Below are 14,326 nucleotides of genomic sequence, written 5' to 3'. Positions count from 1 at the left end.
CGGGCGTAGGTGTCAGTGTAGCGACTTCCGCAGTCTTGGCTTAGTCAAGGGCAAGGGGAGCCAGACATGCTCGCGCCTTTCATTGGCGCGGTCGTCTGATCAACCCCGTCCGTCATATGCCTGCACGATCAACGGCTTGACCTGATCGAGATCTGCAAAGCTGGCGATGGACACTTCCAGATCGCCCGTCCCCCAGTGACCGAACGTACGGGCATCGCGCATGTTCGACGCCAGCGGCATAAGCGGGTCCGGGTCCACATGCAGGAACAGCAGCAGCCGGCTGCGCTGCGGCACCACCGTGGCGAAGTTCTTCAGGCGTTTGAACGCCATGTAGAGCTTCAGCTCCTTGCGCTGGACGTCATCACCCAACGAAACGATGAAGTCGTCCAGCGAACCGATCAGCTCCAGCATGTCCGCGCTCAACAACGCCATCCACTCGGCGTAGGAGCGGTCGGTGGAACTACCCGGAACACGCACGTTGGCCACCGGCTCCGGCGCTGCCTGCCCCGGCGCATCCACGGCACGCGGACGCGCCTTCGAGCGCCCGCTGCTGACCGTGTTGATCTGCTCAAGCAGCAACAGGTCGTCACCAAAGCGACGGTACCGGATCAGCTCCACGCTCTGGTTGATCTGTTGGACCGCGTGCGCATCGAACTTGGTGAAATCTGCGGCGATGCACAGCACGCGTGGTGAGCTCCAGTCGATGCGAGCTGCGGCCTCCATGCCAAGTTTTTCCATTACCTGAAGCTTGAACTCGGCCTGGTGATCCATCAGCCAATGCAGGTAGTAGAGCCCCTGATTGATCACGTTCTCGCCCACGGACCGCTTGTATTCCAAAATCACCGGGCTGTCGTTTTCATCCAGCCCCAGCGAATCGATGCGACCACCGTGCGCCCTGCCCGTCGCATACTCGGAGGCAACGAAGCGGATGCCCAGCATCGGCTGCAGATTGGCTTCGATCAGATGCTGCAGCGGCTTTTCCAGATCCGATGCCCGTCCCTGCAGCTCCGTTGCCAGGCCGTCGGCCACTCTGAACAGCTTGATGTCACTCATGTACGTGATTCCTTTCGGACGATTGCCGGGTAGCGGGTCTGAAGATCATTCGCCACCAACTTCACCATTTCACCTCGGTCCCGTGAAAGTGACAAGGGCGCCTCTCGGCGCCCTTGTCATTCAACTCATTCCCACTCGATCGTCGCCGGCGGCTTGCCGGAGATGTCGTACACCACGCGCGATACCCCGCGCAGCTCATTGATGATCCGGTTGCTCACCGTGCCCAGGAAGTCATACGGCAGGTGCGCCCAATGTGCCGTCATGAAATCGATGGTCTCCACCGCACGCAGTGCGATCACCCACTCATACGCGCGCGCGTCACCGACCACGCCCACCGACTTCACCGGCAGGAACACCGCGAACGCCTGGCTGGTCTTGTCGTACAGGTCGGCCTTGCGCAGTTCGTCGATGAAGATCGCATCGGCCTTGGCCAGCAGTTCGGCGTACTCGCGCTTCACTTCGCCGAGGATGCGCACGCCCAGGCCCGGGCCCGGGAACGGGTGGCGGTACACCATGCTGCGCGGCAGGCCGAGTTCGACACCGAGGCGACGCACTTCGTCCTTGAACAGCTCGCGCAGCGGCTCGACCAGGCCCAGCTTCATGTGCTCGGGCAGGCCGCCCACGTTGTGGTGGCTCTTGATGACGTGGGCCTTGCCGGTCTTGCTGCCGGCCGACTCGATCACGTCCGGGTAGATGGTGCCCTGCGCCAGCCACTTGGCATTGCTCAGCTTGTTGGACTCTTCATCGAAGATGTCCACGAACAGGTTGCCGATGATCTTGCGCTTGGCTTCCGGGTCGCTCACCCCTTCCAGCTTGCTGAAATAGCGGTCCGCCGCATTGACGCGGATCACCTTGACGCCCATGTGCTCGGCGAACATCGCCATCACCTGGTCGCCTTCCTGCCAGCGCAGCAGGCCGGTGTCGACGAACACGCAGGTCAGCTTGTCGCCGATCGCCTTGTGCAGAAGCGCTGCCACGACGGACGAATCGACGCCGCCGGACAGGCCGAGGATCACTTCGTCATCGCCCACCAGTTCGCGCACGCGGGCGATCTGGTCGTCGATGATGTTGGCGGCGGTCCACAGGGTTTCGCAGCCGCACACATCCACCACGAAGCGGCGCAGCAGCGCCTGGCCCTGCAGGGTGTGGGTCACTTCCGGGTGGAACTGCACGCCGTACCAGCGCTTCTCCTCGTTGGCCATCGCGGCCACGGGAATGCGATCGGTCACGGCAGTGACGGTGAAGCCCGGCGGGGCGACGGAGACATGGTCGCCGTGGCTCATCCAAACATTCAACTTCGGCTCGCCGCCGTGGTCGCTCAGCCCCTTGAACAGCGCGTCGGGGTGAACGACGTTGACTTCGGCATGGCCGAACTCGCGCTGGTCGGCCGCTTCGGTGGCGCCACCGAGCTGGGCGGCCAGGGTCTGCATGCCGTAGCAGATGCCGAAGATCGGCAGGCCGCTGTCGAACACTTCCTGCGGCGCGGCGGGCGCGCCCGGCAGCGTGGTCGATTCCGGGCCACCGGACAGGATGATGCCCTTGGCACCGAACGCGGCGATCTCGGCCGGGTTGTGGTCCCAGGCCCAGATTTCGCAGTACACGCCGAGCTCGCGGATGCGGCGCGCGATCAGCTGGGTGTACTGCGCGCCGAAATCGAGGATGAGGATCTTGTCGTTATGGATATTGGTCATGGCGCCCGGGCAATGCAGGAGGGATTTCAAAAAACGAAACAGGGGTACCGGCGGCGGATAGAGAAAGAGGAACGGGAATCAGCTTCCTCGTTCCTCTTTGCGCTTACCGCATCAGGCGCGGTAGTTCGGCGGCTCTTTGGTGATCTGCACGTCGTGGACGTGGCTCTCACGCTGGCCGGCGCCGCTGATCTTGACGAACTTCGGCTTGCTGCGCATGTCTTCGACCGTGCCGCAGCCCACGTAGCCCATCGTGGCGCGCAGGCCACCCATCAGCTGGTGGATGATGCCGCCAACCGGACCGCGGTACGGCACGCGGCCTTCGATGCCTTCCGGCACCAGCTTGTCGGCACTCGACGCGTCCTGGAAGTAGCGGTCCTTGGACCCCTTCTCCATCGCGGCCAGCGAGCCCATGCCACGGTAGCTCTTGTACGAACGGCCCTGGAACAGCTCGGTCTCGCCGGGCGATTCCTCGGTACCGGCGAGCAGGCCGCCGATCATGATGGTCGAGGCGCCGGCAGCCAGTGCCTTGCCGATGTCGCCCGAGTAGCGGATGCCGCCATCGGCGATCAGCGGGATGCGGTCCTGCAGCGCTTCAGCGACCAGGTCGATCGCGGTGATCTGCGGCACGCCGACACCGGCGACCACGCGCGTGGTGCAGATCGAGCCCGGGCCGATGCCGACCTTGACCGCGTCCGCACCACTGTCCAGCAGCGCCAGCGCGGCTTCGCCGGTGCAGATGTTGCCGCCGACGACCTGCACGTTCGGGAAGTTCTTCTTGACCCAGCGCACGCGGTCCAGCACGCCCTGCGAATGGCCGTGCGCGGTGTCCACCACCAGCACGTCCACGCCGGCAGCGACCAGCGCTTCGACGCGGCGATCGGTATCGCCGCCGACGCCGACTGCGGCACCGACCAGCAGACGGGTCGCGGTGTCCTTGGCGGCGTTCGGGTAATCGGTGTTCTTCTGGATGTCCTTGACGGTGATCAGGCCGCGCAGGGCGAAATCATCGTTGACCACCAGAATCTTTTCGATGCGGTTGCGGTGCAGCAGCTGCAGCACTTCATCGGATGCGGCGCCTTCCTTGACCGTGATCAGGCGATCCTTCTTGGTCATGATGTGGCGGACCGGATCGTCCAGCTCGGTCTCGAAGCGCATGTCGCGATGGGTAACGATACCCACCAGCTGGCCACCGCCATCCACCACCGGCACGCCGGAGATGTTGCGCGCCTGGGTCAGGGCCAGCACGTCGCGGATGGTGGTTTCCGGGCCGACGGTGATCGGGTCGCGGATGACGCCGGCTTCGAACTTCTTGACCTGGGCCACTTCGGCGGCCTGCTGTTCGACGCTCAGGTTCTTGTGGATGATCCCCATGCCGCCGAGCTGGGCCATCGCGATGGCGAGGCGGGCTTCGGTGACGGTGTCCATCGCTGCCGAGAGGATCGGGAGCTTCAGCCGCAGGTCGCGGGTCAGCCGCGTTTCGAGGCTGACATCCTTGGGCAGGATCGTGGAATGTGCGGGGACGAGCGAGACGTCGTCGTAAGTGAGTGCTTCAGCCTGGATGCGCAGCATCGGCATACCCGAGATGTGGGGAAGCGCGACATTTTACCCTGATTTTGGCCCGATGGGCAGGGGGCGGATGCGACGCTGTGTCGCGCCCGCGACCAGCGTTCACGTAGTGCCGGGCGCTGCCCGGCTGCCGTTGGCAGGGGTCCCTCAGCCGGGCAGAGCCCGGCTCTACGGGGGGGCTCGTGCAGCCGGGGAGAGCCCGGCTCTACGGGTGCCGCCGCCCGGATCAGAAGGCTTCTGCCGCCTCGATGGTGTTCTGCATCAGGGTGGCGACGGTCATCGGCCCTACTCCGCCCGGTACCGGGGTGATCCAGCTGGCGCGCTCCGCCGCTGCCTCGAAGCCCACGTCGCCGACCAGGCGGCCGTCGTCCAGGCGGTTGATGCCCACGTCGATCACCACCGCGCCGGGCTTGACCCACTCGCCCGGCACGATGCCCGGGCGGCCCACGGCGACGACCAGGATGTCGGCGTTGCGCACCGACTGCTCCAGCACGTCCTTGGGAGTGAACTTGTGGCAGCTGGTGACCGTGCAGCCGGCGATCAGCAGCTCCAGGCCCATCGGGCGGCCAACGTGGTTGCTGACACCCACGATGGTGGCGTTGCGGCCGCGCACCGGCTGGTCGGTGTGGCCCAGCAGCGTGACGATGCCGCGCGGGGTGCACGGGCGCAGGCCGAACTCGCGCAGGGCCAGGTGGCCGACGTTTTCCGGGTGGAAACCGTCCACGTCCTTGCGCGGGTCGATGCGGTGTATCAGGCGGCTGGCATCGGGGATGCCCGGCAGCGGCAACTGCACCAGGATGCCGTGGATCTTCGGATCGGCGTTGAGCTGGTCGATCAGGGTCAGCAGCTGGGCTTCGGTGGTCCCGGCCGGCAGGTCGTAGTCGAACGCCTCGATGCCGACCTTCTCGGCGGCCCTGCGCTTGTTGCGCACGTACACGGTCGAGGCCGGGTCGCCCCCGACCAGCACCACCGCCAGGCCAGGCCGGCTGCCACCGGCGGCCAGGCGCGCGTCCACGCGTACCTTCAGGCTGTCCAGCAGGTCTTCGGCGATGCGGCGTCCGTCCAGAATGCGGGCGGGAACGGCGGGTGCGGGGGTCGGTGAGCTCATCGAGGGCGGCAGGCGGGGGCGGCGGGGACGCCATTGTCCCCGATTAGGCCCGCCCCGCCCACCGACGCAGCGTTTTGCGCCCGCGGTCCGCGGGTCAAATACCCCCTTTCGCCCCAAGGCTGGGAGGGCTTGCAAAAGCACATCCAACAGCGTATTTTCAATATACTGGTTTAGAAGCGAGTTGATTGGGACACCCGGCTAACCGATTTCGGCGCAGCCGAAATCGGTTAGCCGGGTGTCCCAGTAAACTCATTTCGAAAATTTAATTTTTATTAGGCTACTGGCGAGCGAAATTCTTATGAACGCCAAATTTCACAATTCCGCTAACCTTGCCCTAAGCCTGAAGGCCCTGGATGAAGAACGTCGCGCGCGCGAAATGGCCGCCTACCGACGTGAGCCCTCGCGCGCGATGCCAATCGTATTTAAGGTTAGGGAAAGTGGCGGCAAGGTTGCCTGGCCCAGTAAATTCAGGTGAACGAGCCGGAATTGCCGGCGGAGGCGCTACTCATACCGCCTGCGCCAGCGATGCTCGTGGGGGGGCAATCTCTTGCACTCTGGGTGAATGCGCTAGACGTCCCCGTTCCACGTGCTCTAGAGGGTGGTGTAACAGTCGATGTGGATTTCCTTGGCTCAGCTGCTGATGCCAGAGAGCATCACGCATTTCTCGAAATCGCCACGGCAGAAAAGAGGATGTGGACCGAGGTCCACTTCCCAGAGCCTTTTGAGAACACCCCCAATAGCGCAAAGATCACCATTTTTCGACCATCCGGGATCGCGGCTGAGATCGACTATCTCAGCCATATCATTGGCTACGTCGGAAAAGACGAAGAACGACTCAAAGCACGAGCAATCGAGATCAAGGATCTGTACTTTGCCGGCTCATCACTGAGAGTCATGCATCCGTTCGACTGCTTGCGCAGCCGTCTTTGCAACATCTACAGCCTTCCAAGCAAGCGCAATAGTGTGCACGTGGCGCAGGCCAAGTTATCGCTCGAAGTGATGAAAGCCTACATCCTCAGGGTCATTGCAGAAGAGCTAGACGAAAGAGCCCAGCTCTATCCTCTTCTTGAAGAAATTATTGGCCTGGCGTCAAGTCGGGTAGGCGTCGATAGTTTCCATAATTTCGGCATCGACGTTCTCTCATGTTTGCCCGTTGAGCAGCTACCTGAGCGATTCGTGGCGAAGCGTTTTGCTCAAGCCTACGCTTATGTCCAACGCCGACGCTTTGGAAAGAAGGGCGGAAAGCAAATACCCGTCACCTCACTTGGCCTCAACAACAAAATGGCAATGAGCTGACGGCGCTGCATCTTGGCGCCATCCGCGCGGCTCAGAACCTGCCCCCCAGCGGAAAGGGATCTGACCTTGGGAGATCGTCATTCCTCTTCCGGCACTTCGTCGGCGTTGAGCGTGCGCGCCTTGCGCTTGGGTGCGGTGAACGGCGTGGGCGTGGGCACGCCCGGCAGCGCCGTACCGAACACCATGTGCGCGCCGGCGCGCAGGCTGCCGCCGGCCATTTCCAGCTCGAAACGCTCGGCGTCGCGCTCGCGGATCTGCTCGGCGATCTCGCGCGCATCGTCCTGGTCGGCGCCCAGTTCCATCAAGGCGACCTGGCCGAACTGCAACGCCGATTCGAAGGTCTCGCGGATCTGGTAGTCCACGCCGGCATGGATCAGCCGCAGCGAATGCTCGCGGTCGAACGAGCGCACCAGCAGCTTGGCCTGGGGGAACTGGTGGGTGACCAGTTCCACGATGCGGTCGGCGTCCTGCGCATTGTTGACGCACACCGCGATGGCACGCGCCGAGCCGGCACCGGAGGCGTGCAGCACGTCCAGACGGGTGCCGTCGCCGTAGTAGATCTTGAACCCGAAACGCTCGGCGTTGTGGATCATGTCCACGTCGTTGTCGATGATGGTCACGTCCACGTCGCGCGCCAACAGCGACTGGCTGGCCACCTGGCCGAAGCGACCGAAGCCGATCATCAACACGCTGCCGGACAGGCCGTCGGCTTCTTCAACGCCATCCAGCGACACTTCGCGGTCCGGCATCAGCTTGTCGTGCAGCAGCACGAACAGCGGCGTGAGTGCCATCGACAGCACCACGATCGCGGTCAGGTTAGCGTTGACCTCCACCCCGATCACGCCGGCCGCCGCGGCCGCGGAAAACAGCACGAACGCGAACTCGCCGCCCTGGGCCATCACCACGCCGCGATCGAGCGCCTGGCGGTGGTCGCTGCCCATGATGCGCGCCACGATGTAGATGCACACGCCCTTGGCGAGCATCAGCGCGAACACGCCCGAGACGATCAACGGCCAGTTGTTGGCCACCACGGTGAGGTCCAGCGCCATGCCCACGCTGAGGAAGAACAGCCCGAGCAGGATGCCGCGGAACGGCTCGATGTCCGCTTCGATCTGGTGGCGGAAGGTGGATTCGCTGAGCAGCACGCCGGCCAGGAACGCGCCCATCGCCATCGACAGCCCACCCAGCTGCATCAGCAGCGCCGCGCCCAGCACCACCAGCAGCGCGGCGGCGGTCATCACTTCGCGCGCCTTGGCCGCGGCCAGGATGCGGAACAACGGATTGAGCAGGAACCGGCCCACCAGCACCAGGCCAACGATGGCGCCGGCACCGATGCCCACGCTGAGCCAGCGCGAGCTGGCCCCCGCATCGGCCTGCACCGGGGCCATGAAGGCCACCACGGCCAGCAGCGGCACGATCAGCAGATCTTCAAACAGCAGGATCGAGACGATCTTCTGCCCGGACGGCAACGCAATGTCGCCGCGCTCGGCCAGCAGCTGCATCACCACCGCGGTGGACGTCAGCACGAAGCCGAAGGCACCGATGAAGGCCACGTTGACCGGGAACCCGAACAGCATGCACACGCCGGTCAGCACCGCGCCGCAGACCACGATCTGCAGCGTGCCGAGCCCGAAGATTTCGTTGCGCAGGCCCCACAGGTGCGAGGGCCGCATTTCCAGCCCGATCACGAACAGGAACATCACCACGCCAAGTTCGGCGGTGTGCAGGATCGCCTGCGGGTCGGAGAACCAGCCGAAGCCGAACGGGCCGATGGCCAGGCCGGCGGCGAAATAGCCCAGCACCGAGCCCAACCCCAGCCGTCGAAACAGCGGCACCATCACCACCGCCGCGCCCAGCAGCGCCACGACTTTCACCAGCTCACTGGCACCTGCTTCGACCGCCATGCGGTTGTTTCCCCGGACTACATAGAGGGGTCAACGATAGGGCAAAGCGTCGGGCGGCAATAGCATCCATGTTGCGCATGATTGTGCCGAAAACAGAACGATGGACCGGGTGGCAGCCAGGATCGTCCTGAAATCACGTAGAGCCGGGCTCTGCCCGGCTGGCCCAATCCACCACGTAGCGCCGGGCTCTGCCCGGCTGCCCGGCAACCTGCGAAATGCAGCCGGGCATAGCCCGGCGCTACGCGGTCGACTTAGGGCGCCCGGCGTTACGGCCCGCTGCAGAACGCCGCGTAATCGATGTAGCCCGGGAACGCCTTGCCCGGCGCGCACAGCGGACAGGCCGGATCGGGGCGCAGCCGGGTCTCACGAAAACGCATGCCCAGTGCATCGAAACTCAGCAGCCGTCCGACCAACGGCTCACCCATGCCCAGCAGCATCTTGAGCACCTCGGTGGCCTGCAGCAGCCCGACCATTCCCGGCAGCACGCCCAGCACGCCGGCTTCAGAACAGTTGGGGGCGAACTCGGGCGGCGGTGGTTCCGGGAACAGGCAGCGGTAGCACGGGGCCTGGCCACGCTGGCGGCCGGCGTCGAACACGCTGACCTGGCCCGTGAACCGCTCAACCGCGCCATACACCAGCGGAATGCGGTGCTGGATACAGGCATCGTTGAGCAGGTAGCGCAGCGGGAAGTTGTCCGAGCCGTCCAGCACCACGTCCACGCCGTCGAGCAGCGCATCGATGGTGTCCGACGTCACCCGCACCTGTATCGCCTCCACGTCGAGATGCGGGTTGAGCGCCAGCAGGCGGTCACGCGCAGACAGCACCTTGGGCGTGCCTACGCTGGCGTCGGTGTGCAGGATCTGCCGATGCAGGTTGCTGCGCTCGACCACGTCGTCATCGGCGATGCGCAGGTGCCCTACCCCGGCGGCAGCCAGGTAGAACCCGGCAGGCGCGCCCAGGCCGCCGGCACCCAGCACCAGCACGCGCGAGGCCAACAGCGTGCGCTGCCCGTCGACCCCGACCTGCGGCAACAGCAGGTGGCGCGAATAGCGCTCGTTGAAATCGCGCTCGGCGTCGCTCTGCAGCGGCTGCACCAGCGGCAGGTCGGCGGCGCGCCAGGCGGTGGTGCCGCCGTGCACGGAAGCGACGCGCGTGTAGCCGAGCCCCGCCAGGACCACCGCTGCCTCCATCGAGCGCTTGCCACTCTGGCAGATCAGCACGACCTCGCGGTCGAGCACCGGCAGGTGTGCGGCAGGCTCAGCCTGCAGGTCGCCCCTGGCGATGCCGAGCGCGCCTTCGGCCATGCCGGAGGCGCGCTCGTGCGCGTCACGGATGTCGATCAGCAGGGCGCCGTGGGTGAGGCGTTGGCGGGCCTCGGCGGGGGTGATCTCGGGGACGGTGCTCATCTGCGCATTATCGCGCAGACGTACGGGTGCAGTTGGGGCATGGGGCGTGCGGGGGTTGCCGGCCAGCGGCCGGCACTACGCGCCCCTTTGAATGCGGAAGAGCCGGCTTTCGCCGGCTCTTCTTTGCATCACTTGCCCTTGACGTGCTTGATCAGGCGACGCTTGCGCTTGATCTGACGTTCGGTGAGCACGTTCTTCTTGCCTTCGTACGGGTTGGTCCCCTCGCGGAAGATGAACTGCACGGGCGTGCCGACCAGCTTGAAACGCTTCCGGAAGAAGTTCTCCAGGTAGCGCTTGTACGACTCCGGCAGGTCCTTCAGGCGCGTGCCGTGCACGATGAACGTCGGCGGATTGGACCCGCCCGGATGCACGTAACGCAGCTTGGAGACGTGACCGCGGATAGCCGGCGGCGGGTTGGTCTCGTAAGCCATTTCCAGCGCCTTGTTGACTTCGCTGGTGCTGAACTCATGCGTGGCCGAGGCATGCGCGGCGTGGATGCAACGGAACAGCTCGCGCAGCCCCGAACCGTGCTTGGCCGAGATGCGCACCACTTCCGCCCACGGCACGAAGCCCAGCTTGCGCGACACCAGCGCTTCGGCCTGCTCGCGCTGATAGTCGGTCAAGCCGTCCCACTTGTTGATCGCCACCACCAGCGCGCGGCCGGCATCGAGCACCGCACCCAGAACGCTGGCGTCCTGGTCGGTCACGCCTTCGGCAGCGTCCAGCATCAGCACGGCCACCTGGCACTGCTCGATCGCCTGCAGCGTCTTGATCACGCTGAACTTCTCGACCACCTCCTCCACACGCGCCTTCCGGCGCAGGCCGGCGGTGTCGATCAGACGGTACTCGCGACCGTCGCGCTCCATGTCCACCGCGATCGAATCGCGGGTGGTCCCGGGCACTTCGGAGGCGATCATGCGCTCTTCGCCCAGCAGGCGATTGACCAGCGTCGACTTGCCCACGTTGGGGCGGCCGACAAAGGCGATGCGGATGCGGTTCGGATCGTTGTCGAGCGTTTCGGTGGTGCCTTCCTCCGGCAACCGCTCGACCACTTCGTCGAGCAGATCGTCCAGGCCCTGGCGATGCGCGGCCGACACGGTCAGCATTTCGCTGAAGCCGTAGCGGGCGAACTCCGAACGCACGGTGTCCTCGTGCGTACCGTCGATCTTGTTGATCAACAGCAGCGTCGGACGCGACAGTTTGCGCAGCCAGGACAGGATCTCGTCGTCCAGGGCCGATGCGCCTTCACGGGCATCGACCACGAACAGGATCAGGTCCGCCTCGGCGGCGGCGGCGCGGGCCTGGCGGGCGGTAGCGCCGGCCAGACCTTCTTCTTCACCGGCGATACCACCGGTATCGACCACCAGGAACGGGTGGTCTTCATCAAGACGACAAACACCGTAATTACGGTCCCGGGTCACGCCGGGCTGGTCATGGACCAGCGCGTCGCGCGTACGGGTAAACGCATTGAACAGCGTGGACTTGCCGACATTCGGCCGTCCAACCAGGGCGACCAAGGGCAGCATCGCGGTAACTCCTTATTGTGCCAACCGGAATGCGGTCAGCTTTCCATCAACGTTCTGCACCAGCAGAATCCCATCGGCGGCTACCGGCTGCGCCAGCAGGGCGTCGCCGCCACTCTTGGCGCGCGCCGCGAACTCACCATTGTCGGTACGCAGCCAGTGCAGGTACCCCTTGTAGTCACCGACCACAACGTAATCGCCCTGCACGACCGGACCGGTCAGCGAACGACGGGCCAGGCCGGTCTGCGACCACATGGCCGAGCCGCTGGCCTTGTCCAGACCGAACACGCCGCCCTTGTTGTCGGAGACGAACACGTTGCCCGAGGTCACGGCCAGGCTGCCAGCGCCGCCGTGATCGCGCGACCACAGCGGACGGCCGGTCGGGCCTTCGATCGCCATCGTCTGGTTCTTGAAGCTGTTCACGAACAGCGTGTTGCCGTCCAGCACCGGGGCGCCGTCGATGTCGGCCATGCGCTCCAGCTCGGTGCGGCCTTCCGGGGTACCGACCATCTGGTCCCACACGGTGCGGCCATCCTGCATGGCCAGCGCTGCCACGGTGCCGTCATCGTTGCCGATGAACAGCACGCCCGGACCGGTCACCACCGGCGCGTTGCCACGCACGGTCAGCGCCGGCAGCTCACGCGGGTTGAACCAGCGCTGGGTGCCGTTGCCGACATCCAGGGCGGTCACGCGGCCGTCGTTGCTGCGCACGAACACCATGCCCTGGCCGACGGCAGGGGCGGAGATCACTTCACCCGGCACCTTGGCGCGCCACTTCTCGCTGCCGTCGTTGGCGTCCAGCGCGATCACCTGGCCATCCAGCGTGCCGATCACCACCAGGCCTTCGCCAACACCCGGGCCGCCGGAAAGGCGCAGCTTGGGCTTCTTCTTTTCCTTGGCCGGCTCGTAGGTCCAGACCTTCTTGCCGGTCTGCAGGTCGATGGCGTGCACGCCACCGGAAATGGCGGCGGCGTAGACACGCCCATCAGCCACCACCGGGCCCTGGCGGACGCCGATGCGCTTCTCGCCCTTGCCAACGTTGACCGACCACAGCTTGTCGACCTTGACGGTCGGCTCGAACTTCACCAGCTCCGCCGGCTCCAGCGCCTTCTTGGCTGCCGCGTCCTTGCCGGCGAACCAGCCCTTGACGGTGGAGCAGCCCGACAGGGCCACACCCAGCAGGACCACTGTGGCAACGCGCTTGATCATGACCATCTGGTTCATTACACCGACTCCGCAGGATCGGTGACGGTGCCACCGGCATCCATCACTTTGGTTTCCAGCAGACGCCGCTGCGGCGCTGCCACGTCCAGCGTCTTGAGCGCCTTCTCATACTGTTCGCGGGCTGCATCACGCTTGCCCTGCGCCATCAACGCATCGCCGTGGATCTCCAGGCTGGCGCTGTCGGCCGCGCCGCCCAGCAGCGTGATCGCCTCGGCACTCTTGCCCGTGGCAACCAGCAGGCGCGCGACGCGCTGGTCGATCACCGGCTTGAACTCGCCGTCGGCGCTGATTCCGCGCAGGGTCGCCAGGGCGGCCTCGTCCTTGCCCGCATCCACCTGCGCCTTGGCCAGCTGCAACGCTGCCAGGTCCGCATAGATGTTGGCCTTGCCGCTTTCCAGTGCCTTCACACCCTTGGCGGCCTCGTCCAGGTTCTTCTCTTCCAGGCTCTTGAGCACCGTCTGGTACTCGGCGTTGGCATCGGCCAGCGAGTTGCTGTGCTCCTTCTGCCACCACTGCCAACCGGCGATGCCGCCGATCGCGATCACCACACCCGCAAGGATGCTGGCACCATTCTTCCGCAGCCAGCCGCGGACGCGTTCACTTTGTTCGTGCTCGTCGAGCAGATCGTCGATCGCCATGCGTACTCTCGCCCCGCCCGTCAGGAGGAGCTGTTTGAATTGGATTGGGAACGCGACTCAGTGTGAAACCGGAGCCACGGAGCCGTCAGAGGATACCGTAAAGCGTGCCACGTTGGCTCGCTGGTACGGCGAAAGGTCGACGATAGTGCCGCCCTGCTGAACCTCGACCGCCGACGCATTGCCCAGCACCATGCGGCCTACCTGGCCCGGCGTGAAGCTGCGGGTTTCGCCGGACTTGACCAGGGCCTTCTCGACGGTGGCGCCATCGGGCGCGGCGATATCGACCCAGCTGTCGCCCTTGAACTGCAGGTTCAGCGCGCCCGCGGGTGCGGACGTGCTGGCCGGACGCGGCACCGGGGTCAGCGAGGCCAGATACGGCGCCGCCGGCTTGGCCGGCTCCGTACTCACCGGGGCCGGCGCGGCGGGCGGCGTGTCGCCACCGGCCACGGGAACCGCGGCGGGGATGACGTCCAGTGAGGCGGTGCTGGGCGCAGTGGCGGTCCCGTCGAAATGGCCGCGGGTGGCGAACCACACCGGCACGGCCAGTACAGCGGTAATGCCCACATAGAGCACGCGGCGACCGAGGCTCTCGGCGATCCGGCGCGCCCGCGGGGTGTGCGTGTGGCTGATCAGCTGCGGCGGCACCACCGGCCCGATATGGGCCTGTTCCAACAGGTCGTTGATGTCCACCTTGAGCAGGCGGGCGTAACTGCGCAGCTGGCCGCGGACGAACACCGGCGCACCCAGGCGCTGCCATTGTTCATCTTCCAGCGACCGCACCACATGCACCGGCATGCGCAGCTGCTGACCCACCGATTCGAGCGTCAGTCCGGCCGCTTCGCGCGCCTGGCGGAGTCGAGCTCCGGACCCGGTCGCGGTGTCGAAAGCGTTCACAGTCTGGTCATCAATCACAATGC

The 14,326-nt window shown here is 65.5% G+C and carries 11 protein-coding genes; 1 reads left to right on the top strand and 10 read right to left on the bottom strand.

Going from position 1 to position 14,326, the window contains the following annotated elements:
* Positions 1 to 99 precede the first annotated feature (99 nt).
* The 4 genes from ACLB90_RS18270 to folD all read right to left on the bottom strand — a co-directional run bounded on the left by ACLB90_RS18270 (position 100) and on the right by folD (position 5,418).
* Positions 100 to 1,029, bottom strand: coding sequence for a DUF5655 domain-containing protein (locus tag ACLB90_RS18270; protein WP_411850777.1), 930 nt, complete (start codon positions 1,027 to 1,029; stop codon positions 100 to 102).
* Between the two features lie 149 nt (positions 1,030 to 1,178).
* Positions 1,179 to 2,744 carry a glutamine-hydrolyzing GMP synthase gene (gene guaA, locus ACLB90_RS18265; protein ID WP_411850776.1) on the bottom strand — a complete coding sequence of 522 codons (1,566 nt, stop codon included), beginning with the start codon at positions 2,742 to 2,744 and terminating at the stop codon, positions 1,179 to 1,181.
* A 111-nt stretch (positions 2,745 to 2,855) separates the two neighbouring features.
* A complete protein-coding gene (guaB, locus tag ACLB90_RS18260; RefSeq protein WP_411850775.1) occupies positions 2,856 to 4,313 on the bottom strand; it encodes an IMP dehydrogenase in 1,458 nt (485 codons plus the stop codon).
* Between the two features lie 223 nt (positions 4,314 to 4,536).
* Positions 4,537 to 5,418 (bottom strand): bifunctional methylenetetrahydrofolate dehydrogenase/methenyltetrahydrofolate cyclohydrolase FolD, encoded by an 882-nt coding sequence (folD, locus tag ACLB90_RS18255; RefSeq protein ID WP_411850774.1) that lies wholly within the window; start codon positions 5,416 to 5,418, stop codon positions 4,537 to 4,539.
* 471 nt (positions 5,419 to 5,889) lie between these two features.
* On the opposite strand from folD, the gene ACLB90_RS18250 reads away from it, so the two are divergent.
* A complete protein-coding gene (locus ACLB90_RS18250; RefSeq protein WP_411850773.1) occupies positions 5,890 to 6,714 on the top strand; it encodes a hypothetical protein in 825 nt (274 codons plus the stop codon).
* Between the two features lie 77 nt (positions 6,715 to 6,791).
* Here ACLB90_RS18250 and ACLB90_RS18245 read toward each other — a convergent pair whose 3' ends face one another.
* The 6 genes from ACLB90_RS18245 to ACLB90_RS18220 form a co-directional block, all read right to left on the bottom strand.
* Entirely contained in the window at positions 6,792 to 8,618 is a 1,827-nt protein-coding gene (locus ACLB90_RS18245; protein WP_411850772.1) for a monovalent cation:proton antiporter-2 (CPA2) family protein, read from the bottom strand.
* A gap of 266 nt (positions 8,619 to 8,884) precedes the next feature.
* Complete coding sequence (gene moeB / locus ACLB90_RS18240; protein ID WP_411850771.1) at positions 8,885 to 10,024, bottom strand: molybdopterin-synthase adenylyltransferase MoeB; 1,140 nt, start codon at positions 10,022 to 10,024, stop codon at positions 8,885 to 8,887.
* 128 nt (positions 10,025 to 10,152) lie between these two features.
* Positions 10,153 to 11,550: a ribosome biogenesis GTPase Der gene (gene der, locus ACLB90_RS18235; protein ID WP_411850770.1), complete on the bottom strand. Its 1,398-nt coding sequence runs from the start codon at positions 11,548 to 11,550 to the stop codon at positions 10,153 to 10,155.
* Positions 11,551 to 11,562: 12 nt separating this feature from the next.
* Entirely contained in the window at positions 11,563 to 12,771 is a 1,209-nt protein-coding gene (bamB, locus tag ACLB90_RS18230; protein ID WP_411850769.1) for an outer membrane protein assembly factor BamB, read from the bottom strand.
* The gene (locus ACLB90_RS18225) at positions 12,771 to 13,409 is read right to left on the bottom strand and encodes a YfgM family protein (protein WP_411850768.1); all 639 of its coding nucleotides are present in this window, start codon (positions 13,407 to 13,409) and stop codon (positions 12,771 to 12,773) included. The genes bamB and ACLB90_RS18225 overlap by 1 nt, the downstream gene beginning before the upstream one ends.
* Positions 13,410 to 13,466: 57 nt before the next feature.
* The gene (locus ACLB90_RS18220; RefSeq protein WP_411850767.1) at positions 13,467 to 14,321 is read right to left on the bottom strand and encodes a RodZ domain-containing protein; all 855 of its coding nucleotides are present in this window, start codon (positions 14,319 to 14,321) and stop codon (positions 13,467 to 13,469) included.
* Positions 14,322 to 14,326 lie beyond the last annotated feature (5 nt).

Origin of the sequence: Stenotrophomonas sp. LGBM10 (genome assembly GCF_046736075.1) — a bacterium.
Taxonomy (GTDB): domain Bacteria; phylum Pseudomonadota; class Gammaproteobacteria; order Xanthomonadales; family Xanthomonadaceae; genus Stenotrophomonas.
Note: the sequence above shows the minus strand (reverse complement) of the source record. Positions and strands in the feature narration are given on the sequence as shown.

Coding starts and splice junctions, on each gene's coding strand:
- moeB (WP_411850771.1), bottom strand. CDS start 10,024: ATGAGCACCGTCCCCGAGATCACCCCCGCCGAGGCCCGCCAACGCCTC.
- bamB (WP_411850769.1), bottom strand. CDS start 12,771: ATGAACCAGATGGTCATGATCAAGCGCGTTGCCACAGTGGTCCTGCTG.
- folD (WP_411850774.1), bottom strand. CDS start 5,418: ATGAGCTCACCGACCCCCGCACCCGCCGTTCCCGCCCGCATTCTGGAC.
- guaB (WP_411850775.1), bottom strand. CDS start 4,313: ATGCTGCGCATCCAGGCTGAAGCACTCACTTACGACGACGTCTCGCTC.
- ACLB90_RS18245 (WP_411850772.1), bottom strand. CDS start 8,618: ATGGCGGTCGAAGCAGGTGCCAGTGAGCTGGTGAAAGTCGTGGCGCTG.
- guaA (WP_411850776.1), bottom strand. CDS start 2,744: ATGACCAATATCCATAACGACAAGATCCTCATCCTCGATTTCGGCGCG.
- der (WP_411850770.1), bottom strand. CDS start 11,550: ATGCTGCCCTTGGTCGCCCTGGTTGGACGGCCGAATGTCGGCAAGTCC.
- ACLB90_RS18225 (WP_411850768.1), bottom strand. CDS start 13,409: ATGGCGATCGACGATCTGCTCGACGAGCACGAACAAAGTGAACGCGTC.